Origin of the sequence: Hymenobacter sp. BRD67, from assembly GCF_013256425.1 — a bacterium.
Lineage (GTDB): Bacteria > Bacteroidota > Bacteroidia > Cytophagales > Hymenobacteraceae > Hymenobacter.
Genome location: NZ_CP053904.1, coordinates 2246490 through 2267686 on the forward strand (window position 1 = coordinate 2246490; position 21197 = coordinate 2267686).

Genomic DNA, 21197 nt, shown 5'->3' on the forward strand with positions numbered 1-21197 from the left:
CGCTACGCCAGCTCCATTCCGACCGCCGCGAGCGCCCGCCAGAAGCTGGGGTACGACTTACGTACCACCTGCGGCTCGGCAATGGTAAGCGGCCCGCGCATAGCCAGCGGCGCAAAAGCCATCGCCATGCGGTGGTCATCGTAAGTTTCTACCGTCTGGCCATCTACCTGGAAGTTGGTCGATTGCACCTCAAATACACCCGGCGCTACCTCCGGCATGGCAGCGCCGAACTTGCGCAGCTCGGCTTGCAGGGCCGCGATGCGGTCGGTTTCTTTGATGCGCAGGCTATGCAGGCCGGTCAGGCGCAGCGGCACACCCTGCGCGGCAGCAACTACGGCCACGGTTTGGGCCAGGTCGGGACAGTCGGTGAAGTTGAGGGGCTGCCCCACCAAGCTTTCGGCCGCCAGCGGTACCTGCGAAAGCCGCACCGCACCGGCTTCCAGAAACTCGGTGGCCACGCCGAGCAGCTTCATACTATGCTGAATAACGTGGTCGCCCTGCCAGGAGGCCCGCCGCAAGCCCGGCAGTATAATCATTGAGCCAGACGGCCCCAACGCCACCAGTGCGTACCAGTAGCTGGCGGCCGACCAGTCGCTTTCCACCTCGTAATCGGCGGGCTGATAGCCGCCATGCTGCACCTCTATTAGTTCTTCGGGCAGCTCAGCCGCCTCCGCCCCGAAATGCCTCATCAAGCTCAGGGTCATGTGGATATAGGGCCGCGAGCCTACCTCGCCGGTTAGCCGCAGGCGCAGGCCGCCAGGCAGCGTAGGGCCCACCATCAACAGCGCCGAAATGTACTGGCTGCTGATGTCGCCGCGCACGCTTAGCTCGGCCATACCCTGCGCGGCGGCCAGCGGCCGGCCCCAAAAGCCAGCGGCGGATAATTTTCTTTCTCTATATAAGTAATATCGGCCCCAGGGTGCGCAGCGCCTCAACCAGAATGCCAATGGGCCGCTGCTTCATGCGGGTAGCCCCGGTAAGGGTGCCGCGCCAGCCGGTCACGGCCAGGTAAGCTGTCATAAAGCGCATTACGGTGCCGGCGTCTTCGGCGTCGAGCAGGTCGGTGGTAGCCGCCTGGGTTAGCAGGCGCTGCATCAGCACGGTGTCGTTGGCTTCGGAAAGGTTGCTCAGGGTGCCGCCACCGGCCAGGCGCTGCAGCAGCAGGGCGCGGTTGGCTTCGCTTTTAGAGGCGGGTAGCTGGGCGGTACCGCTAAGCGGGCCGCCCGGCCAGCGCAGGGTTTGGTTGGTCATAGAAAGAGGTAAAACGGAGGGGCACTCCATTTTGGGTCAATAGTTCGCGGCGAGGGTGAGCGATGGAAGCCCGACCTAAAAACGGGGCACCACTCATTTTACAAGGCCAGGTAAGCTTGCAGGGAAGCGTTTAGCTCGGCCACCGTCACCGCCTGGTCAAAAATGCCGTGGCCTATGCCGTGCAGCAGCGTACACTTAATAACGTCGCCCCGGTTTTTCTTGTCGTGAATGGCGTAGGCTACAATATCGCCTATTTCAGCTGCGGTAAAGCGCAGCGGCTCAAAAGTCAGCCCCACTACTTCGCGCACCTGCGCCAACTCTTGGGAACTCAGCAGCCCGCGCCGGGCCGAAAGCCAGCTCTCGCAGATAAGGCCGGCCGCGACGGCCTCGCCGTGGCGTACGGCCCGGCCGGGCTGGGCCAGCAGGTAGCTTTCCAGGGCATGGCCCACGGTATGGCCAAAATTGAGCAGCTTGCGCAGGCCGGTTTCGTGCGGGTCCTGCGTCACAATGCCTTCCTTAATGGCCACGGAATGGCGGATGAGGGGCGTCCAGTCGGGCAACGTGGTCACGGCTACCCGCGCAGCCCGGCAAAAGCCGCAGCATCCGCAATGAGAGCGTGCTTTATAACTTCGCCGTAGCCCGAGCGCAGCTCACCAGCCGGCAGCGTAGCCAGAAACGCGGGCTCCATAAAGACGCCTTCGGGCTCCTGAAAAACGCCGATATGATTTTTAAACCCTGAAAGTCAACGCCGGTCTTCCCCCTACTGCGGCATCTACCTGGGCCAGCAGCGTAGTAGGCACGCCCACGCACCGAATGCCGCGCTTGTAGGTGGCGGCGCAAAAGCCGCCGAGGTCGGTGACGACGCCGCCGCCCAGGCAGATGAGCAGCGCGTGGCGGTCGGCCTGGTAAGCCGTGAGCCAGCTCCAGACTATACCACAGGTTTCCAGAGTTTTATAAGCCTCACCGGCTTCAATGGTCAGTAGCTGGTGGGCCGGCAAGTGCAGTTGCAGCCGCGGATAGCAGTCGCGGGCGGTATTAGTATCGGCCAGCACGAAGAGGCGGCTCGGCGGCGACTGGTGCAGCAGCTCAGCTAGGGCGGGCAGGGCAGCGGGGCCGATGATGGGCGAGATACGCAAGGTGGTATACGGTGGAGGTAATGCGGGTGCAAATAAACGGCCCGGCAGCCCAAGCACTTTCTGGTTGCAGCATGTAACGCTTTTTCGGCGCTGCAACTCTTTAGTAGACACGAACCTCTTCCCAGCTATATGCAGAAAATAACATTCTTTGCACTGCTGCTTGCCTTCACCCAACAGGCTGCCAGCGTGATGCCGATATCCGGCCGGCCAACTACGATGAGCTGGCGATGGCAACCGGGCACTGGGAATGGGAAAGCACCTCGTACCAGGCTGGGGCACGCACGCCGGCCTCGGTGGGCTTTACCCGCCAGCTCGTGTTTGGGGCGGGCGGCCAGCTCACCGTGCATCGTAGCGGGCAGGCCGACTACCATACTACCTACCAGCTGTCGATGAGCTACGCTCCCCTCATCACCTTCGTAAATGAAACCGATTTACCTAACGACAACACCAAAACCTACACGCTGCGAAGCCCGCAATACGGCCAGCAAGTGCTCAGCCTGATGGGCGTAACCGTTCCGGTTGACGGCGGAGCCGTGGAGACGTACCACTGGGTAAGTGAGTAACGAAAAGAAAGCCATGCTTCGACAAGCTCAGCATCGCTTTCTTTATTAACAACTTACTGTTAAACAGACGATAGCGGCCTAGCGCAGCTTCGGAGCCGCCCTATTGCCGGCGCCGGCCCACTGATTGCGAAACCGCGCTAATTACGTGTTACTCACAGCCCCGGCCCCAGGTTCTGGGGCCCATCAACCGGCCGGCCGTTGAGCACCTGGGTTTGCTGGCGGATGCTTTCGATGTGAATGAGCTTATACAGCTCACCCACAAACCGCTCGTCGATATGGAGCTTACGGCCCCATTCGGGGCGGGTTTTAAAGATTTCCTGCCAGCGCTCCAGCTGAAGAATCTTGACGTTATTTTCCTTTTTGTACTCGGCCAGCTCCTGAATGAGCGCCATGCGGCGGGCCAGCACCTCCAGAATCTCGTGGTCGGCGGTATCCATTTTCTGGCGCAGCTCCTCGGCCTTGTTACGGTAGTCGGCGTTGTCGGAGCTGCGGTAGCGGTACTTCAGCTCGCTCAATAGCGCTTGCAGGCGGGCGGGCGTCACCTGCTGGGCGGCATCGCTGAGGGCATGGTCGGGGTCGGGATGGGTTTCGATGATAAGGCCATCGTAGTCGAGGTCCAGCGCCTTCTGGGCAATGGGCAGCAGCAGCTCGCGCGAGCCGCCGATATGGCTGGGGTCGTTGATGAGCGGCAGCTGCGGGTAGCGCGTTTTCAGCTCAATCGGAATGGCCCAGGTAGGCGCATTGCGGTAGCGCGAGGGCGCAAACGTGCTGAAACCCCGATGAATAGCTGCCAAATCGGTGATACCCGCGCGTTCCAGCCGCTCGAGCGCGCCAATCCACAAAGCAAGGTCGGGGTTTACCGGGTTTTTTACCATTACCGGCACGCCGGTGCCGGCCAGCGCATCGGCCAGCTCCTGCACGGCAAAGGGGTTTACGGTAGTGCGGGCGCCAATCCAGAGTACATCAATGCCGTGCTTCAGGGCATCCTCAACATGGCGCGGGGTGGCCACCTCAATTGCCATTGGCAGGCCGGTTTCCTGGCGGGCGGCCTGCAGCCAGGGCAGCGCAGCGGTGCCCATGCCCTCAAAGCCGCCGGGCTTGGTGCGGGGCTTCCAGATGCCGGCGCGGTACATATCGACCTGGCCGGCAGCTTTCAGGGCGCGGGCCACGGTCAGCACTTGTTCTTCCGATTCGGCCGAGCACGGGCCGGCAATGATAAGCGGTTGGCCTTTGGCGGCCAGCCGGCGCGTAAAATACGTGTCGGCAATAGCGGTACTATTTTCCATTACAAACTGCGGCGTGGAGTGGCACTCCGCGCCCGCGCCGCCGAAGCAGGCTTTCGGCGAAGTTGTTGAGTGAGTGGCCAAAGCGGAGTGCCACTCCGCTTTACAATCCTAAAAGTAACCCATTGGGGCGAACAGGGTTTAGCGAGGGCCGTACCTTCGCAGTACCCACCCCACCCGCTCACTTGTTCTGCCTGCTCTACCATGTCTGTTACCCCTGCCGTGCCCCTGCCGCCCGTAGCGCCTATCTCCTTTGAAGACACCCGTATTGCCTTCGAGGCCAAGTCGGATGCCGACCTGCGCAAGATGTACGCGCTGTTTGCGGCCATGAACAACGGCAGCCTGGTAAAACTAGGCGGCGGATTCATGCAGTCGGCCCTGAAATTTAATTTTCCGGGCACCAAGTTTCTGATAAAGCACTCCATCTTCAAGCAGTTTTGCGGTGGCGAAACCATTGAGGAATGCAAGCCGGTTATTGCCGAGCTGGGTCGCTACCACATTGGCACTATTCTCGACTATTCGGTAGAAGGCACCGGCAACGACCAGAGCTTCGACCGCACCCGCGACGAGATTCTGGCCACTATTGCCCTGGCGGCTACCACGCCGAATATACCCTTTTCTGTATTTAAGGTAACGGGCCTCATGCCTACTGCCCTGCTCGAAAAAACGCAGGCCGGCACCCCGCTTACCGAGCCCGAGCAGGCGGCTTTTGCGCGCGGCCGGCAGCGGCTCGACGCGCTCTGCGCCAGCGCGCACCAGCACGGCGTGCGCCTGTTTGTAGATGCCGAGGAAAGCTGGTTTCAGCAAACTATCGACGACCTGGCCGAGGAGATGATGCGCCGCTACAACGGGGAGCGGGCCATCGTCTGGAACACCTATCAGCTTTACCGACACGACCGCCTGGAGGCGCTGCAAGCTGCCCATGACCGGGCCGTGGCAGGTGGCTACTACCTGGGGTGAAGCTGGTGCGCGGAGCCTATATGGAAAAAGAGGCCCGCGTAGCCCAGCAGCGCGGCTACAAAAATCCGATTAACCCCACCAAGCAGGCCACCGACGACCTGTACAATGAGGCCCTGCGCTACACAGTGGCCCACGTAGACCGCATTAGCCTGTGCGCGGGCACCCATAATGAAGCCAGCTCGCTGCTGCTGACCCAGCTCATGGCCCAGGCCGGCCTGGCTCCCGGCGACGAGCGCGTGTGGTTTGCCCAGCTCTATGGCATGAGTGATAACCTAAGCTATAACCTGGCCCACGCCGGCTACCACACCGCCAAATACGTGCCCTATGGCCCCGTAGAAGCAGTAATGCCTTATCTACTGCGCCGGGCAAACGAAAACACGGCTATCGCGGGCCAGAGCAGCCGGGAATTTCTACTCATCCAGAATGAGTTGCGCCGGCGCCAGGGCAAAAAATAGGGCTTTGCCTGCCCGATGGCTGCCAAAAATAGTATAGGTTGGCAAGGCATTTGCTTGCAACGTAGGCGGTTTTTTTGAGCTCTTCTATAGCAGCAGCTGTTTTTGTTTGCTCCTTTACAGTTTATCGCCGCACGCATTGCCTGGCAAGCGCTGCAAAAATGTCCACCTTTTCTTGTTGTCCATGATTAACCGCCTCCGTCACTACCTCATCCGCTATGCCCGGCAGCAGGCGGGCACGGTCAGCTACCTTACCCTGGTACAGGAATCCGAGCTGGGCTTAAACCTGGACATCTCGCACGAAAAAGCGCGCCTCAATGAGATGCTGGCCGAAATCTCAACTGAGGAGCACGCGGCAGGCCGCCCCTTGCTTAGCAGTCTGGTGCGTGTGCAAGGCTCTAAAGGTCAAGGCGATAACTTCTACAAGCTCTGCGAGCGGCTGGGCATGGGCGAATGGCGCTCGCTGAAGCAGGATGAAAGCTTTCTGAAAAATCTTATCAGGGAATGCCGGGAGTACTGGCAGCAGGAAGCAAACTATGCGCAGCACGTATTAAATGAAGCGTAAGTGCTTACTACCTCATACTCTGCTTAGAAAGCCCTGGCTACTGCCGGGGCTTTTTTCATGAGCGGCCAGACGCGCCTGCCAGCGGCTTGCAGCCGGTTGTAACCCCTGTTCGGCTAGCTCCGTTAAGCTACCCGAAGCCGGACATTTAGCCCTGGCGACACTTCACTCAACCCACCCCTTTTCCAGATGAACACCAACGATGCAAACAACCCGATGAATTCCGGCACCGGCGCCGGCGCTAACTATGGCACCAGCAACACCGGCACCGGACTCGGCAATAGCGGCAATACCAGCAACGAAAGCACGAGCTACAACGCTGGCACCGACTACAGCAGCGCTACCGGCGGTGCCACTTCTTCCGATGCTTCTACGTTAAATGCTGGCGCTACAGGCTCGCCTCTTTCTACTACTTCGCCCACCACGCCTACCAACGCGGGTGACGGCACCTCGCGCCCCGGTGATGACTACAGCGCTACTGCCAAAGGCGCAGCCGTGGCCGGCACCGCTGGTGCAGCAGTAGGCCGCGGCATCGATGCAGTGGAGAACACCGCTTCACGGGCCGGCCACGCTGTCGAGGATGCTGCTACCGGCACCAACGCCAGCTACGACGGCGATTACTCGCACACCAGCGGCATTTTCCGCGACCGCAGCAGCGCCGAGAAAGCGTACCAGTCGCTGCATGAGCGCGGCTACGGCAAAGACGACGTGAACCTGCTGATGTCGGACGATACCCGCAAGAAGCACTTCGGCGACGATTCTACCCACACCGAGCTGGGTGATAAAGCAATGGAAGGTGCCGGCGTAGGCTCGGCCATCGGGGCACGGCCGGCGCTATCATCGGCGCTATCGCCGCCATCGGTACGTCGGTAGCGCTGCCGGGCCTGGGCCTCATCATTGCCGGTCCGCTGGCCGCTGCGCTGGCCGGTGCCGGTGCCGGTGGCCTCACGGGTGGCCTGGTAGGTGCCCTGGTAGGCTCGGGTATCCCCGAGGAGCACGCTGCTGAGTATGAGCAGGGCATCAAAAACGGTGGTATTGTAATGGGCGTGAAGCCCCGCAATGCCGAAGATGCCAAATATTTTGAAGAGCAGTTCAAGAACAACAACGCGGATAAAGTGTACCGCTACTAGGTACCGGCTTTAACCAGATACAAGAAGACCTCCCTGTTAAAGGGAGGTCTTTTTTTGCATTTTTTATCCCTGACTGGCAGCCCGTAATACGGCTTCACCACCCTGGTCTGCAACGCGGAGCCGCGAAGGCTTGTCAATAGCACTGGCTTCGCAGGAGCAGGCAAACCAGTTGCCCATAACATGAGCTTTATGTGAAATAGCTGACTGGCTGTTAATTACTCAGGGCCTGATTTGAAAAATTACCAAACTGCCGCTAACTATTACCCGCAAAAATCAGTTAAGCACAGATTCAGTACAGAACAACGGGCGGGAGAGCGGCAGCGGGGTTTATGGTTTAACGAGTGCCTGGATGAAAGTTCAGGATTGGACTAATGTGGATTGTACGATTGGCCCTGGCGCGGCCTTACACCTTCGTGGTGATGGCGCTGCTTATATTAATCGGGGGCGTGCTGACGATTCAGCGCATGGCGGTGGATATCTTCCCCGACATCCCGATTCCGGTAGTAGGCATTGTGTGGACCTACGCCGGCATTGCCCCCGAAGAGATGAACCAGCGCGTAGTGGTGCCGGTAGAGCGCGCCATTACCACTACCGTTAACAACGTGGAGCACCAGGAAAGCCAGAGCCTCAAGGGCATTGGCCTGATAAAGGTGTTCTTTCAGCCGGGCACCAACCCCGACGCGGGCGTGGCGCAGCTCACGGCCATCACCCAAACGCTGCTGCGGGTGCTGCCACCGGGCATTACGCCACCCCTCATTATTCGCTATTCGGCTTCCAACGTGCCGATTGCCCAAACCTCGCTCAGCTCCGAAACGCTCGGCGAGTCGGACCTCTACGACGCAGCCAACGCTTTCATCCGGCCGGGCCTGGCGGTGGTGCAGGGCGCCTCGGTGCTGCTGCCTAATGGCGGCAAGCCCAAGCAGATAATGGTGGACCTCGACCCGCAGAAGCTGGCCGGCAAGGGCCTGAGCGCCGATGACGTGGTCAATACGCTCACGTCGCAAAACATCATTATTCCGGCCGGCTCGGCCAAGATTGGCACCCGCGAGTACGACGTGAAGCTGAACTCCAGCCCCGAGGCGGTAGCCACGCTCAACGACCTGCCCATTCAGACCAAGGATGGCGTAACGACCTATATCCGCGACGTGGCTTTTGTGCACGAGGGCGCGGCCGTGCAAACCAACATTGTACGTCAGAACGGGCGGCGCACAGCTATTATTCCGCTGCTGAAAAGCGGCGCGGCCTCTACCCTGGCCGTTATTGACAAGATAAAGCAGGTGCTGCCCAACATTCAGGCGAATGCCCCGCCTGCTCTGAATATCAAGCTGCTGTTCGACCAGTCGTTTTTTGTGCGGGCCAGCATCAAGGGCGTAATCATCGAGGCCAGCATCGCGGCGGCGCTCACGGCGCTTATGATTCTGCTGTTTCTGGGCTCGTGGCGCTCTACGCTCATTATTGCCATTAGTATTCCGCTATCGATTCTGGTCAGCATTATCGTGATGAATATTCTGGGTCAGACCCTGAATATCATGACCCTGGGCGGCCTCTCGCTGGCCGTGGGTATTCTGGTAGACGATGCCACGGTGGAGATTGAGAACATCCACCGAAATATGGGCATGAAGAAGCTGCTCAAGCGCAGTATTCTGGACGGCGCCCAGCAGATTGCGACGCCGGCGCTGGTGGCTACGCTCTCCATTTGCATCGTGTTTGTGCCGGTGTTCTTCCTGGGGGCGTGGCTTCGGCCATCTTCGCGCCGCTGGCCACGGCCGTAATTTTTGCCATGCTGGCCTCGTATATACTAAGCCGGACGCTGGTGCCCACCATGGTGATGTACCTGCTGCGCAAGGAACTACCCATCTACCACGCGCAGGAGGAGGAAGAAGTGCCGAGCGCCTACTTCCGCAATGGCCGCGCCATCAGCCAGGGCGAGCGCGACCTGGCCCGCCTGCACCGCGAGCAGTTCGAGAAAGACCACCCCAGCGGCACGCCCGAGGAGGAAGCCGAGCAGGGCATTACCGATGCCGAGCGCGAGGCGGGCAAAGCCATTACCCAAACCTGGGTGTGGCGGATTCACACCGGCTTTGAGCACGGCTTTGAGAAATTCCGGCACGGCTACAAAGGGGCGCTGCAATGGGCGCTGGGCAACCGCCGCCTGGTAGTGAGCGCGTTTGCGGTGCTGTTTATCGGCTCGCTGGGCTTGTTTCCGCTCATCGGCCAGAACTTCTTCCCGACCGTGGATGCCGGCCAGCTGCGCCTGCACGTGCGCGTGCCCACTGGCACCCGCGTGGAGGAAACCGAAGAGCGCTTTAAGCAGGTAGAAAAAGTAATCCGGGAAGTGATTCCGGCTAAGGAGCTGGATTTGGTGCTTGATAACATTGGCTTGCCGGTCGTACCTATCAACCTGCTGCTGAGCGACAACCCGACCATTGGCGCCAGCGACGGCGAGATACTGGTGAGCATGAAGGAGGAGCACGGCCCCACCGGCGAGTACATCAATGATATCCGGCGCAAGCTGCATCAGGAATATCCTGATTTAACTGTATTCTTCCAACCGGCTGATATCGTCAATCAGACGCTGAACTTCGGCTTGCCGGCTCCCATCGACATTCAGGTAACGGGCCGCGATATGAAGGCCAACCAGCGCGTGGCCGGTGAGCTGAGCCGGAAAATCAAGAATGTGTCGGGGGTAGTTGATGCGTTTATTTACCAGGCGTTCGACCAGCCCCAGCTGCGGCTCGATATCGACCGGGTGCGGGCCCAGCAGGCTGGCCTGGCCCAGCGCGACATTGCCAACAACCTGCTCGTGAACCTGAGCAGCAGCACCCAGACCAACCCCAACCAGTGGTTGAATCCGCAGAACGGCGTAAACTACACCGTAGCCGTGCAAACACCACCTAGTCAGCTAGCTAACCTGAACGAAGTAGGTAATATTACCGTCACCGGCCCGGCCAGGCCACGCCGCAGCTACTAACCAACTTTGCGCAGGTGCGCCGCACGCAGACCTCGGCCGTGGCATCGGACTATAATATCCAGCGCACGGTAGACCTCTACGCCAGCGTGAGTGGGCGCGACCTGGGCGGGGTAAGCAAGGATATTCGCCGCATTATTGCCGACGCGGAGAAAAACCTGCCCAAGGGCACGACCATCGTGCTACGCGGGCAGGTCGAGTCGATGCGGACGTCGTTTATTGGTCTGGGCCTGGGGCTGGCGGGTGCTATCGTGCTGGTTTACCTGCTGATGGCCGTCAACTTTCAGAGCTGGCTCGACCCGCTCATTATCATCACGGCCTTGCCGGGCGCATTGGCCGGCATCCTGTGGATGCTGTTTGTGACCCAGACCACGCTGAGCGTGCCGGCCCTGATGGGCGCTATTATGTGCATCGGAGTGGCCACGGCCAACTCCATTCTGCTGGTAACGTTCGCCAACGAGCGCCGCGAGGAAGAGCCCGACCTTAGTCCGCTCGATGCGGCCCTCGATGCCGGCTTCACCCGTCTGCGCCCGGTGCTGATGACGGCCCTGGCCATGGTTATCGGCCTGCTGCCCATGTCGCTGGGCCTGGGCGAAGGCGGTGAGCAGAATGCCCCCTCGGCCGGGCCGTAATCGGCGGCCTGATGCTGGCCACGGTAACGACCCTGTTTTTTGTGCCTATTATGTTCTCCTATTTAAAGAAGCAAGAGGAAGAGCCGGCCGCCGTAGCAGCCGAGCCACAGGCTCAGGCGGCCTGATTTCTCTGACTTACCACTGAAAAAAGAACGTCGTGCTTTCCGGCGGGAAGCCTGACGTTCTTTTTTAAGATTTCTTTACATGTCAACCGAAACTACTTCTTCCGGCACCGGCCGCTTCTGGCTGGTTATACTCGTTTTGCTCATCGTATTCGGGATACTGTTTGCGGTGGGCCTGCTGCCCCGGCTCAAGCACAATAAAGCCCGCGATGAAGAGTCGCACGCGCTGGCCACGGCCAAGCCGGTGGTGACGATAATACCCGCCAAGGCGGCCCCCGACACCACCACCATTACCCTACCCGCCGACCTGCGCTCGAACCACGAAACCTTCGTGTTTGCCCGCGTGAATGGCTTTGTGCAAAGCTGGACCAGCGACATCGGCAAGCATGTGCGCAAGGGCCAGGTGCTGGCTACCATCGCCACGCCTGAGCTGGACCAGCAGATTGCCCAGGCCCAGGCCAACCTGGCGCTGGCGCGCAGCTCATTTAACCGCCTCACCAGCGTCACGCTGCCCGGAGCTGTATCGCAGCAGGAAGTAGACGCCGGCCGGGCGCAGTACGCGGCCCAGGGTGCGGCCGTGAAGCAGCTGCAGGCCCAGCGGGCCTTCCGACAGGTAATTGCCCCCTTCAGCGGTATTGTTACGCAGCGTAATGTAGATGTGGGCACGCTCGTAACGGGCGGCAACGCTACGGGCACGCAGCTCTTTAAAATCGAGCAAACCGACACGCTGCGCGCTTTTGTGGATGTGCCCCAGAACTACGTGCCCGGCATCCGGCGCGGCCAGCGGGCCGACGTGCTGGTACCCGAGTTTCCGACCCAGCCGTTTGAGGGCCACGTAGCCCGCGACGCCGGCGCGCTCGATGCCCAGACGCGTACGCTGCGCACCGAGGTGCTGCTCGTCAACCACGGTCAGAAGCGGCAGCTGCGGCCCGGCGTGTACGCCCAGGTGCGCTTCCGCCTGCCGCAGACCTCACCGAGCGTGCTCATTTCGGCCAATGCGCTGGTGCCGGGTATCGACTCGAAGGTAGCGATGGTACGAGATGGCAAGATTCATTACCAGCCGCTGGTGCTGGGCCGCGACTTCGGCTCGACCATCGAAGTAACCCAGGGCCTGAAAGGCGGCGAGCTGCTCGTCATCAACCCTACCGAAAACCTGACCGAAGGGCTCGCAGTAGCTACCAAGGCCGCTCCCAAACCCAAAGCCCCGGCCGGTCCGCCGCCCGCCAAGCCCCGGCCGAACGACCCCGACGCGCCTCGCGTATCGTCGCCTCTGTCCAATTAAAAATGATAAATTAAAAATCAGCTGGTAGCAGCCCAGGGCAGTTTCCAGGTCCGGGTACAGCTTGACTGATGCAAGCTGTCGGCCGGGTACTCGCATTTGGAAACGGTGCCAGGAATGAAGTAGCACGCCGAAGTGCAGGAGGCAATTCGACTCGCTACCAGTCAATTTTTAATTAACCTTCTCTCGAATGCGTATTTCTGTTGCTTTATTGGGCCTGGCACTGGGCAGCTGTGCCGTGAGCCACTATACTTACGACCCGCCCGCCGTGCCCGTGCCCACGGCGTTTAAAAACACGGCGGCCGTCGATTCGCTGGGCCGGGGCCGGGCTGAAGTGCCCGCGCCCATCGTTGCCGACACCTCCAAGGCGCGGCAGCTGGCTCAGATTCCGAGCCTGCCCACCTGGTGGGCGGTATTTAACGATACCACGCTCACCCGGCTCGAAACCCAGGCGTCGAGCCTGAACTTTACTACCCGCGCCGCCCTGGCGCGTATCGACCAGTCGCGGGCCCAGCTGCGTGTGGCCGAAGCACTGCGCTCGCCGGTGGTGGCACTGGCCCCGTCGGTGTACAACACCCAGCTTTCGGCATTGCGCCCCTTGCAGTCGGCAGCTATTCCGGCAGTGGCCATCCAGCAGAATCAGTATTACGTGCCGCTGAACGTCAGCTACGAAGTGGACCTGTGGGGCCGGCTGCGGCGCGGCGCCCAGGCCGCCCGCGCCACCGAGCAGGCCAGCGAAGCCGATGAGCAGGCCGTGCGCCTGAGCGTGTCGGCCGATGCGGCCAATGCCTACTTCAGCCTGCGCGGCCTCGATGCCGAGCTGCTGGTGCTGGACAGCGCCCGCCAGGCCCGCCGCTACAACGTGCAGCTGACCGCCGTCCGCTTCAAGGCCGGGGTGGATAACGAAATTGGCCTGCGCCGGGCCGAAACCGAGCTGGCCAATGTGGAGGCCAGCGCTATTGAGCTGCGCCGCCAGCGGGCCGGACTGGTGGCCTCGCTGGCAACGCTCACGGGCCGGCCGGCCAGCAGCTTTACCCTGCGCTCACTGGCGCCCGACTCGGTGAGCTACCAAAGCGCCCTGCCCACTACGGCTACTTCGAACGGCCCGGCGCCCTCCCCGGTGCCGCCGCTGCTGGTGCCGCTGCCCGTTATTCCGGCTACGCTGCCGGCCAGCCTGCTAACCCGCCGGCCCGACCTGCGCCGCCAGGAGCGCCTGCTGGCCGCCGCCGACCTGCGCGCCGACCAGGCTCGCCTCAACCGCCTGCCGACGCTGCTGCTCAACGGCTTCATCGGCCCCCAGACCAGCCACGTCGGCGACCTGCCCAAAGTGGCTAACGGCCTCACGTACTACGTGGGCGGCGGGTTTAATATCCCGCTCTTCGATGGCGGCCGCCTGCGCGGGGCCGAGCAGCTGGCCCGCGCCCAGGGCCGCGAGTCGGAAGCCGTGTACCAGAGCACCGCCCTCACAGCCTACCAGGAAGTTGAAACTGCCCTGGCCGATGTGCGCGCCGGCGAGGCCCAGCTGGCGGCGCAGCAGCGCGCCCTGCGCGCGGCCCGCCTGGCTGGCCGCCTTACCCTGGAGCGCTACCGCCGGGGCCTCACCGACTACTTCGCCGTGGTTGATGCCGACCGCCAGACCCTGGACGCGTCACGCCTGGTGGTGCAAACCCAGACCACCCAGCTGCGCGCCGCCGTGGCCCTGGTGCGGGCGCTCGGTGGGGGCTGGCAATAGGAAGTGACGGGCAGCGAGACGGAGCCGGTAGGTTTTTATAACTTTCTTGCGCTTCATCCTCTTACCTCATCACTAGCTTAGCTTTCGCCATGACTTCTTCTGCCGGCAATACCATCGCCTGGATTCTGCAAGCGCTGCTGGCGTTTGCCTTTACGACATCCGGCTTCCTGAAATTTCTGCACCTGTCCGACACCGTGCACATGTTCGGCAGTTTGGGAATGCCGGAGTGGTTTGCCTACTTCATTGCCGCGGCCGAAGTGCTGGGCGGCATCGGCCTGCTGGTGCTGCGCACCCTGCGGCCGGCCGCGCTGGGGCTCAGCTTTATTATGCTGGGGGCCATCTTTATGCACGCTACCCGCATTCCCGGCGGCGCGGCCAAGGGTATGCCGGCGCTTGTACTGCTCGTGCTGCTGTTTGTGCTGCTGGTGCTGCGCCGGCCCACTGCGCCAGCCGTCTGAAGGCCTTGACGCGGAGCCAGCCTGGTGGCTGGCTCTGTTTTTCTGGTTTCGCTTATCGCCGGGTCAGCAGTGACCCGGCGCTTATATTATGAAAATACTATACTCTTACCTGCGGCGCTACTGGCCTCTGCTGGTGCTGGCGCTGGTGCTGGCGGCCGTCAACCAGGTTTTCTCGCTGCTCGACCCGTATTTGTTCCGGCGGCTGGTCGACCATTTTGTGCCGCGCAACAGTACGGTGAGCGGGCTGCGCCTGGTGCCCTTCTGGCCGTTTTTCCGCGAAGCCATCCCCTACATCGGCATGATGCTGGGCGTGGCGATGATATCGCGCATTGCCAAAAACTTTCAGGACTACTACGTCAACGTCATTACGCAGCGGCTGGGGGCCACCATGTATTCCGACGGCCTGCGCCACTCACTCGATTTGCCCTACCAGGTATTTGAGGACCAGCGCTCGGGCGAAACGCTGGGCAAGCTCCAGAAGGTGCGCCTCGACGTAGAGAAGCTGATTCAAAGCTTTGTCAACGTGCTTTTTACGGCGCTCGTGGGCATTATCTTCGTGATGTGGTACGCCATTACGGTGTACTGGCCCATTGCGCTGGGCTACTTCCTCACCATTCCGCTGCTGGGTATTCTGAGCTTTGCACTCAGCAAGCGCATCAAGGTGATTCAGAAGACCATCGTGGCCGAAACCACGGCCCTGGCCGGCTCCACTACCGAGAGCCTGCGCAACATCGAGCTAATTAAAAGCCTGGGGCTGGCCCAGCAGGAAACCCAGCGCCTGAACGGCATTACCGACAAGATTCTGAAGCTGGAGCTGCGCAAGGTGCGCTACCTGCGCTCACTCTCGTTTGTGCAGGGCACGTTTGTAAATTTATTACGTAATGTAATAATTTTACTTCTTTTATATTTACGGGTTCAGAACCACATAAGCCTGGGCGAGTTTTTCTCGTTCTTTATCTACTCGTTTTCCATCTTCGGGCCCTTGCAGGAGCTGGGCAGCATCATTGGCACGTACCGCGAAACCGAGATTTCGCTGGGCAACTTTCAGAAGATTCTCGACACCCCGCGCGATGTGAAGCCGGCCCACCCGCAGGTGGTGGAGCGCATCGAAACATTAGGGTTTGACGATGTTACCTTCAAGCACCTCACGGCCCCGGCGCCCGCGCTGGCCGGCATCACGTTTGGCGCGCAGGTGGGCGAAACCATTGCCTTCGTAGGCCCCAGCGGCTCAGGCAAAACCACGCTGGTAAAGCTACTGGTGGGCCTCTACCCGCCCCTTTCGGGCCAGATTCTCTACAACGGCATCCCAAGTACCGAAGTAGACCTCGACCAGCTGCGCGAGCAGGTCGGCTTCGTGACCCAGGATACCCAGCTTTTTGCCGGCACCATCCGCGAAAACCTGCTATTTGTGGCCCCGCACGCCACCGATGCCGAGTGCCTGCACGCCCTGCACCAGGCGGCGGCCGATACCCTGCTGGCCCGCGCCCCCAAAGGCCTCGACACGGTGCTCGGCGAGGGCGGCGTGAAAGTGAGCGGGGGCGAAAAGCAGCGCCTCAGCATTGCCCGCGCCCTGCTGCGCCACCCCACCCTGCTGGTGTTCGACGAAGCCACCTCGGCCCTCGACTCGCTCACGGAAGAGGAAATCGGCCGCACGGTGCGCGAGCTCTCGGGCTCGCGCCAGCACATCACCGTGCTCATTGCCCACCGCCTCAGCACGGTGCTGCACGCCGACCGCATCTTCGTACTGGAGCGCGGCCGGGTGGCCGAAGCCGGCCGCCACGACGAGCTGCTGGCCCAGAAAGGCCTCTACTACGCCATGTGGCGCCAGCAGATTGGCGAGCGCAAGGAAGTAGCCGTGGCAGGCTAAGTAGCGTGAACGCTGCGAGTCCGCGCGTTGCACGATTAATAAAAGCCCACGCGCGGACTTGCAGAGTCCACGCTACAGCCAGCGCCAGGAAGTAGCGTGGACTCTGCGAGTCCGCGCGTTAGAACGTTGCTTAATGATACCACGCGCGGACTCACAGCGTCCACAAAGAGTCTCCCCATCCCGCCCGCCACGCCCGAGCAGCAGGCGGCGATAGCGGGGCTAGTAGAGCAGGTGCTGGCCGCCAAAGCCGCCGCGCCCGCCGCCGACACCCAGGCCCTGGAGCAGCAAATCGACGCCGCCGTGGCCGCCCTCTACGGCCTCACGGCGGCGGAGGTGGCGCTGCTGGGCTAGCCGGGGTTGTTCGAGCGGGGCACTCAATAATCGTCTGTCATTGCTTCGCTTTGCTCGCAATGACAGACGGCTAGGGGCGCCCGCTCCAACTAATTTACTACCCCCTACTTATCCCCAATGAGTACCTGCGCCCCGCTGCCCTTGCCCATAATAATCACCTTGGCATTGGGCGAGAGGGCGATGGCCTGCTGGGCCTTGATGCTCTCATACTGCAAGAGCTTGTCGCTCAGCTCGGTGTTTACGATGCGCTGGTAGTCGGCAATGCCTTGGGCCTCCACGCGCTTGCGCTCGGCTTCCTGCTTTTCCTTTTGCAGCACGAACTGCATTTTCTGAGCATCCTGCTCGGCCGAAATCTTGCTTTCGATGCTGGCCTTCACCGACTGCGGCAGCTGGATGTTGCGAATCAGCAGCTGGTCGAGGCGCAGGCCGTTAGCCCGAAAATCCTTCTCGATGGCCGCCAGAATGCGGGCCTGAAACTCCTCGCGCCGGGTCGAGTACAGCGCCACCGCGTCGTAGTACACGGCGTTGTCGCGGATGCGGGTGCGCGAGATGGCCCGCACGATTTTCTCCTGATAGTCCTCCCCGATGGTTTCGAGGATGCGCGGCGCCTGCTCGGGCACCACGTGGTAGAGCACGGTCAGGTCGATAACGACCTCCAGCCCATCGGCCGACAGCACCCGGATGGCGTCATCGCCGGCCTGCTGCCCCTCGTTCTTCACCGCCGACATGGTATAGTTCTGGGTGCGGGTATCGAAGCGCGTAACGTCAACCAGCGGGTTTACCACGCTCAGGCCGGGCGGCAGCACCCGGTGCTGCACCTGCCCAAACAGCGTTTGCACGCCCACCTGCCCCACGCCCACCTGCACTATTGTGCTGGAGGCCACGCCCAGCAGCAGTAGCCCGCCGCCCAGCAGCAGCAACATCCCGCGCCACCGCCCAAAGCTATCAGAATAGCGGCTGGCATTGAGGCCCACGATTAGCACGATAACACCCAGAAAGATAAGCAGCATAAGGCAGGAGGAAAGTAGGAAAAGAGTAGCGGGCCGGCGGGTTCCAGGCGCCTGCTCCTTAAAGGTACGCCCGCGCTACGCCGTTCAGCTTTTAATCGCGGCGGCCGGGCAGCTCATTACACCCAGGGCGGCGCGGGCGCAACTTTTCGGCCCCGCATCCCGAAAAAAGAAGCTATGCATTTTTCCGTTATCACCCCCACCCACCAGCGCCACAACCTGCTGCCCGAAACCGTAGCCAGTGTGCGCGCCAGCATCAGCGCCCCCTCGATTTCTCGTTTGAGCACCTGCTCTATGATAATGGCTCGCACGATGGCACCGCCGCCTACCTGCGCGAGGCAGCCGCGCAGCCCGGCCCGCCGCTGCGCCACTGGCACGATGCGGCCCGATGCCGGCCCGGCTTTGCCCGCAATCAGCTGAGCGCGCAGGCCCCGGCCCACGCCTGGCTTGTGCCTCTCGACGACGACGACCTGCTGCTGCAGCGCACTCTCTACCACTACGCCGCCCAGATTGCGGCTAATCCCGGCCGCCCCTGGCTGGTAGCCGATTTTTTGCGCGTGGATGAGCACCGCCGCTACCTGCCCGGCGAAGACTATTACGCCTGGCGCTTCGACTCGCCCACGGCCATGCTGCAGGCTATTTTTCGGGCCGAGCACTTCATTCAGGGCAACGTGTGCTACACCAGGGCGCTGCTCGATGAGGTGGGCGGCTACGATGCCGAGCTGGCCATGGCCGAAGACCTGGACCTCTACGTACGCTTTTTGCTGGCCGGGCACCTGCCCGTGGTGTGCCCGCACTACAGCCACCTGCACCGCTTTCATGCCCACAACACCAGCCAGGGCGTGGATGCCGCCAGGCACAATGCCGACCTGCGGGTTATTTATGAGAAATATGCCAAAGAGCTTAAGAAACTGGGTATTACTTTTTAGCTGGAGCGGCTCCTACCTCAACGTACACATTGCCCCTCAGGCTTTCCTTCTCCTTTTAAGAGAGGGGCCAGGGGTAAGGTAACCACCAGAACGAGCTATGGCCCTTGACTTGAAATCCGCTCTAAAGCGGTTTCGGACTCAGAGTAAGGCTGTCAGGTAGCGCGGATTTTTTGTCCGCGAATGCTCAGCACAGCAACTCGCGGACTAAAAGTCCGCGCTACTTGGCCAGCCACTCCGAAACCGCGCTAAACTGCTTCTTTGCTACCCCCCGTCGCCCTTTATCCTTTGCTGGTGCAAGGGTATAGTATCTGGCTGGCCTACTCACGGCTCGGGCACAACCCTATGCTTGACCGATACAAACCCGACTTTAATATAATTTGCGCGGTGATACGGAAAAGGCGTTGAACCTTTACCATCTCCAAGTGTCTTTTGCTTTGGCTAAGTGGACTTTTTCCATCAGCCCGGCAGCAGCTTGCGCACTATTACGGTGGTTTATATTTCTATATCCGGTCTTCTACTTAAATACCGCCGCTGGAGCTGGCTGTCGGCCCTATGCCTGGGTACCACCCTGGCCCATGCCCAGGCTACAAGTCCGCCCAGCCTGCACCCGGCCAGCGCGCCCGCCCCGCTCGACGTGGCAGATATAGGCCATAGACTATATTCGCGCATCCCTGCCCACGATTCGCTGGGCTTGCAGCGGGGCCGCCATATGCTGCTGCTGGTGCCGGTGGTGGGCTACTCGCAGCAAACCGGCGGCGTGGCCGAGCTGGCCGTTAACCTGGCTTACCAGCGGCCCCAGGCCAACGTTTCGACCGTAGTAGGCGCGGCTGAATATACCCTCAACGACCAGCTCATCTTCACCCTCACCTCTTCGCTGTGGGCCCCCGACAACGCATGGAACTTTGTGGGCGACTGGCGGGTAATGCACTACCCGCAAAGCACTTACGGCCTGGGTATGTTCACCTCTACCACCGGGGGCGTGGTGTCGATGGACTACGAGTACCTGCGGTTTTATCAAACTGCCTTCCGGCGCATCGTGCCCAACTGGTACATCGGCCTGGGCTATCAGCTCGACGACCACTGGGGCATCGTGAGCCGCAATACCCGGCGCGAGGTAACCACCATTTCGCGCTACAGCTACGGCGTATCGGGCCGCTCCATCTCCTCCGGCCCGGTCATCAGCGTGCTGCACGACGGCCGGGCCAATGCCATCAATCCGCAAAGCGGCTACTACCTCAATGCGCAGTTTCGGCCCAACTTTAAGGCCCTGGGCAGCGATACCAACTACCAGTCGGTACTGCTTGATGCGCGCCTCTACCTGCACCCTTCCCCCAGCTCACCCAATATCCTGGCGCTGTGGTCGTATAGCGCCTTTACCCTCACCGGCAACCCACCCTTTCTCGACCTTCCCGCTACCGGCTGGGATACGTACAGCAACCTGGGCCGCGGCTTTATTCAGGGCCGCTTTCGGGGCAAAAACCTGCTGTATAGTGAAGCTGAGTACCGATTTGGCATCACCCACAACAGCCTGCTGGGCGGCGTCGTCTTCGCCAATGCCCAGAGTGTGACGGAGCTAAGCGTGGTGAAAGGCCAGGTGCAGGATGGCAAATTTGAGAAGGTAGTGCCCGCCGTGGGCGCTGGCCTGCGGCTCAACCTCAACAAAGCCTCGCGTACTAATCTGGCTATCGACTACGGCTTTGGCTTCGATGGCTCGCACGGTATATCGCTGAACCTGGGGAAGTATTTTAATAAGCAACCGTAGTATATTTCATATTCTCTACGGGTTGGTTAGCTTTGCCGCTTCACCACTCGCACCGCCATGCTGCCCACCGCTACGCAGGACGTTCTGCTCTACCAAACGCCCGATGGGCAAATTAAGCTCGACGTATAGCTTGACCACGATACTGTGTGGCTGACGCAGGCGCAGCGAGTTGTTTGCCCGCGAGCGTAGCGTAGTTTCCAAGCACGTAAAGAATATTTTCCAAACCGGAGAATTAGACGAAGAAAGCAATGTGCAAAAAATGCACATTGCTTCTGCCGACCGACCAGTTACCCTTTATAATCTTGAAGTGATTATCAGCGTTGGCTATCGGGTTAACTCTGTTAAAGGCGTTCGCTTTCGCCAGTGGGCCACGCAGGTGCTGCGCCAGTACCTTGTGCAAGGCTACGTGCTGAACGAGAAGCGCCCGCCAGCTGGCCGACCTGAAGCGGCTGGTGCAGCTGCAAGCCGAAGTAGCTGCCAACCAGGAGCTAAGCGCCGACCAGTCGAATGCGCTGCTGCGCCGGGTCGGCGACTATGCCCGTGCGCTCGACGTGCTCGACCAGTATGACCACCAGCGCCTGCTGGTAGCCCGCGACCGCCCCGACGGGTCGCGGCGGCTGGCCGACAACGCGCTCGTTGCGCTCACGCTGCTCATTGCCGAAAGCCGGCCCGAAGACAAAGACGTGATGGCCACGCTGGTCGTGAACCTGATTAATGACGAAAACTAGCGCCCCGGCGCAAACCGGCCGCCTA

24 protein-coding genes and 1 pseudogene are annotated in these 21197 nt (G+C 61.1%); 16 read left to right on the top strand and 9 right to left on the bottom strand.

Features of this window, described 5'->3' with window-relative positions:
- Positions 1 to 2 precede the first annotated feature (2 nt).
- From GKZ67_RS10505 to GKZ67_RS23435, 5 genes are all read right to left on the bottom strand, one after another.
- Positions 3 to 836 carry a hypothetical protein gene (locus GKZ67_RS10505; RefSeq protein ID WP_317172113.1) on the bottom strand — a complete coding sequence of 278 codons (834 nt, stop codon included), beginning with the start codon at positions 834 to 836 and terminating at the stop codon, positions 3 to 5.
- Positions 837 to 894: 58 nt separating this feature from the next.
- Positions 895 to 1251: a hypothetical protein gene (locus GKZ67_RS24565; protein ID WP_317172114.1), complete on the bottom strand. Its 357-nt coding sequence runs from the start codon at positions 1249 to 1251 to the stop codon at positions 895 to 897.
- Between the two features lie 98 nt (positions 1252 to 1349).
- On the bottom strand, positions 1350 to 1820 hold the full coding sequence (locus GKZ67_RS23425) for a hypothetical protein (protein ID WP_254244750.1): 471 nt from the start codon (positions 1818 to 1820) through the stop codon (positions 1350 to 1352).
- Positions 1821 to 1822: 2 nt separating this feature from the next.
- Positions 1823 to 1939: a hypothetical protein gene (locus tag GKZ67_RS23430; RefSeq protein ID WP_254244751.1), complete on the bottom strand. Its 117-nt coding sequence runs from the start codon at positions 1937 to 1939 to the stop codon at positions 1823 to 1825.
- Between the two features lie 40 nt (positions 1940 to 1979).
- Positions 1980 to 2387 (bottom strand): iron-containing alcohol dehydrogenase, encoded by a 408-nt coding sequence (locus GKZ67_RS23435; protein WP_254244752.1) that lies wholly within the window; start codon positions 2385 to 2387, stop codon positions 1980 to 1982.
- Between the two features lie 227 nt (positions 2388 to 2614).
- On the opposite strand from GKZ67_RS23435, the gene GKZ67_RS10515 reads away from it, so the two are divergent.
- Positions 2615 to 2950, top strand: coding sequence for a hypothetical protein (locus GKZ67_RS10515; protein ID WP_173242239.1), 336 nt, complete (start codon positions 2615 to 2617; stop codon positions 2948 to 2950).
- Between the two features lie 152 nt (positions 2951 to 3102).
- Here GKZ67_RS10515 and GKZ67_RS10520 read toward each other — a convergent pair whose 3' ends face one another.
- Positions 3103 to 4236: a chorismate mutase gene (locus tag GKZ67_RS10520; protein WP_173242240.1), complete on the bottom strand. Its 1134-nt coding sequence runs from the start codon at positions 4234 to 4236 to the stop codon at positions 3103 to 3105.
- A 201-nt stretch (positions 4237 to 4437) separates the two neighbouring features.
- Here GKZ67_RS10520 and GKZ67_RS10525 point away from each other — a divergent pair.
- The 11 genes and pseudogenes from GKZ67_RS10525 to GKZ67_RS10570 all read left to right on the top strand — a co-directional run bounded on the left by GKZ67_RS10525 (position 4438) and on the right by GKZ67_RS10570 (position 16746).
- Positions 4438 to 5648: pseudogene (locus tag GKZ67_RS10525) on the top strand (proline dehydrogenase family protein).
- A 181-nt stretch (positions 5649 to 5829) separates the two neighbouring features.
- Positions 5830 to 6210, top strand: a complete 381-nt coding sequence (locus tag GKZ67_RS10530; RefSeq protein ID WP_173242241.1) for a hypothetical protein — start codon at positions 5830 to 5832, stop codon at positions 6208 to 6210.
- Between the two features lie 186 nt (positions 6211 to 6396).
- On the top strand, positions 6397 to 7080 hold the full coding sequence (locus GKZ67_RS24570) for a hypothetical protein (protein ID WP_317172115.1): 684 nt from the start codon (positions 6397 to 6399) through the stop codon (positions 7078 to 7080).
- 628 nt (positions 7081 to 7708) lie between these two features.
- Positions 7709 to 9109: an efflux RND transporter permease subunit gene (locus tag GKZ67_RS22580; protein WP_217278564.1), complete on the top strand. Its 1401-nt coding sequence runs from the start codon at positions 7709 to 7711 to the stop codon at positions 9107 to 9109.
- The gene (locus GKZ67_RS22585; protein WP_217278565.1) at positions 9070 to 10308 is read left to right on the top strand and encodes an efflux RND transporter permease subunit; all 1239 of its coding nucleotides are present in this window, start codon (positions 9070 to 9072) and stop codon (positions 10306 to 10308) included. Before GKZ67_RS22580 ends, GKZ67_RS22585 begins: the two co-directional genes overlap by 40 nt.
- 14 nt (positions 10309 to 10322) lie before the next feature.
- Entirely contained in the window at positions 10323 to 10937 is a 615-nt protein-coding gene (locus tag GKZ67_RS10545; protein ID WP_173242242.1) for an efflux RND transporter permease subunit, read from the top strand.
- 204 nt (positions 10938 to 11141) lie between these two features.
- Complete coding sequence (locus GKZ67_RS10550; RefSeq protein ID WP_173242243.1) at positions 11142 to 12341, top strand: efflux RND transporter periplasmic adaptor subunit; 1200 nt, start codon at positions 11142 to 11144, stop codon at positions 12339 to 12341.
- Positions 12342 to 12528: 187 nt separating this feature from the next.
- Positions 12529 to 14070 (top strand): efflux transporter outer membrane subunit, encoded by a 1542-nt coding sequence (locus GKZ67_RS10555; protein WP_173242244.1) that lies wholly within the window; start codon positions 12529 to 12531, stop codon positions 14068 to 14070.
- An 89-nt stretch (positions 14071 to 14159) separates the two neighbouring features.
- Positions 14160 to 14528, top strand: a complete 369-nt coding sequence (locus GKZ67_RS10560; protein WP_173242245.1) for a DoxX family protein — start codon at positions 14160 to 14162, stop codon at positions 14526 to 14528.
- Between the two features lie 88 nt (positions 14529 to 14616).
- On the top strand, positions 14617 to 16395 hold the full coding sequence (locus tag GKZ67_RS10565; RefSeq protein WP_173242246.1) for an ABC transporter ATP-binding protein: 1779 nt from the start codon (positions 14617 to 14619) through the stop codon (positions 16393 to 16395).
- Between the two features lie 96 nt (positions 16396 to 16491).
- Positions 16492 to 16746, top strand: a complete 255-nt coding sequence (locus GKZ67_RS10570; protein WP_173242247.1) for a hypothetical protein — start codon at positions 16492 to 16494, stop codon at positions 16744 to 16746.
- A 104-nt stretch (positions 16747 to 16850) separates the two neighbouring features.
- On the opposite strand, the gene GKZ67_RS10575 is transcribed toward GKZ67_RS10570, so the two are convergent.
- Together GKZ67_RS10575 and GKZ67_RS23440 are read right to left on the bottom strand one after the other, a co-directional pair.
- Entirely contained in the window at positions 16851 to 17756 is a 906-nt protein-coding gene (locus GKZ67_RS10575) for a prohibitin family protein (RefSeq protein ID WP_173242248.1), read from the bottom strand.
- Positions 17757 to 17872: 116 nt separating this feature from the next.
- Complete coding sequence (locus GKZ67_RS23440; protein WP_254244753.1) at positions 17873 to 18193, bottom strand: hypothetical protein; 321 nt, start codon at positions 18191 to 18193, stop codon at positions 17873 to 17875.
- Between GKZ67_RS23440 and GKZ67_RS10580 the strand changes: the two genes are divergently transcribed.
- Together GKZ67_RS10580 and GKZ67_RS10585 are read left to right on the top strand one after the other, a co-directional pair.
- Positions 18083 to 18682, top strand: coding sequence for a hypothetical protein (locus tag GKZ67_RS10580; protein WP_410505069.1), 600 nt, complete (start codon positions 18083 to 18085; stop codon positions 18680 to 18682). The genes GKZ67_RS23440 and GKZ67_RS10580 overlap by 111 nt on opposite strands.
- 442 nt (positions 18683 to 19124) lie before the next feature.
- Positions 19125 to 20444 carry a BamA/TamA family outer membrane protein gene (locus GKZ67_RS10585; RefSeq protein WP_173242249.1) on the top strand — a complete coding sequence of 440 codons (1320 nt, stop codon included), beginning with the start codon at positions 19125 to 19127 and terminating at the stop codon, positions 20442 to 20444.
- A gap of 15 nt (positions 20445 to 20459) precedes the next feature.
- Here the strand turns inward: GKZ67_RS10585 and GKZ67_RS23445 are convergent, their stop codons facing one another.
- Positions 20460 to 20645, bottom strand: coding sequence for a hypothetical protein (locus tag GKZ67_RS23445; protein WP_254245305.1), 186 nt, complete (start codon positions 20643 to 20645; stop codon positions 20460 to 20462).
- A gap of 58 nt (positions 20646 to 20703) precedes the next feature.
- On the opposite strand from GKZ67_RS23445, the gene rhuM reads away from it, so the two are divergent.
- Together rhuM and GKZ67_RS23455 are read left to right on the top strand one after the other, a co-directional pair.
- On the top strand, positions 20704 to 21012 hold the full coding sequence (rhuM, locus tag GKZ67_RS23450) for a RhuM family protein (protein ID WP_254245240.1): 309 nt from the start codon (positions 20704 to 20706) through the stop codon (positions 21010 to 21012).
- On the top strand, positions 20897 to 21172 hold the full coding sequence (locus tag GKZ67_RS23455) for a hypothetical protein (RefSeq protein WP_254245306.1): 276 nt from the start codon (positions 20897 to 20899) through the stop codon (positions 21170 to 21172). Before rhuM ends, GKZ67_RS23455 begins: the two co-directional genes overlap by 116 nt.
- Positions 21173 to 21197: the final 25 nt, after the last annotated feature.

Excerpts from the sequence above, each read along its gene's own strand:
- GKZ67_RS10505 (WP_317172113.1), bottom strand. The coding sequence starts at position 836 with ATGGCCGAGCTAAGCGTGCGCGGCGACATCAGCAGCCAGTACATTTCG.
- GKZ67_RS24565 (WP_317172114.1), bottom strand. The coding sequence starts at position 1,251 with ATGACCAACCAAACCCTGCGCTGGCCGGGCGGCCCGCTTAGCGGTACC.
- GKZ67_RS23430 (WP_254244751.1), bottom strand. The coding sequence starts at position 1,939 with ATGGAGCCCGCGTTTCTGGCTACGCTGCCGGCTGGTGAGCTGCGCTCG.
- GKZ67_RS10515 (WP_173242239.1), top strand. The coding sequence starts at position 2,615 with ATGGCAACCGGGCACTGGGAATGGGAAAGCACCTCGTACCAGGCTGGG.
- GKZ67_RS10520 (WP_173242240.1), bottom strand. The coding sequence starts at position 4,236 with ATGGAAAATAGTACCGCTATTGCCGACACGTATTTTACGCGCCGGCTG.
- GKZ67_RS10530 (WP_173242241.1), top strand. The coding sequence starts at position 5,830 with ATGATTAACCGCCTCCGTCACTACCTCATCCGCTATGCCCGGCAGCAG.
- GKZ67_RS24570 (WP_317172115.1), top strand. The coding sequence starts at position 6,397 with ATGAACACCAACGATGCAAACAACCCGATGAATTCCGGCACCGGCGCC.
- GKZ67_RS22580 (WP_217278564.1), top strand. The coding sequence starts at position 7,709 with ATGTGGATTGTACGATTGGCCCTGGCGCGGCCTTACACCTTCGTGGTG.
- GKZ67_RS10550 (WP_173242243.1), top strand. The coding sequence starts at position 11,142 with ATGTCAACCGAAACTACTTCTTCCGGCACCGGCCGCTTCTGGCTGGTT.
- GKZ67_RS10555 (WP_173242244.1), top strand. The coding sequence starts at position 12,529 with ATGCGTATTTCTGTTGCTTTATTGGGCCTGGCACTGGGCAGCTGTGCC.
- GKZ67_RS10560 (WP_173242245.1), top strand. The coding sequence starts at position 14,160 with ATGACTTCTTCTGCCGGCAATACCATCGCCTGGATTCTGCAAGCGCTG.
- GKZ67_RS10565 (WP_173242246.1), top strand. The coding sequence starts at position 14,617 with ATGAAAATACTATACTCTTACCTGCGGCGCTACTGGCCTCTGCTGGTG.
- GKZ67_RS10575 (WP_173242248.1), bottom strand. The coding sequence starts at position 17,756 with ATGCTGCTTATCTTTCTGGGTGTTATCGTGCTAATCGTGGGCCTCAAT.
- rhuM (WP_254245240.1), top strand. The coding sequence starts at position 20,704 with ATGCACATTGCTTCTGCCGACCGACCAGTTACCCTTTATAATCTTGAA.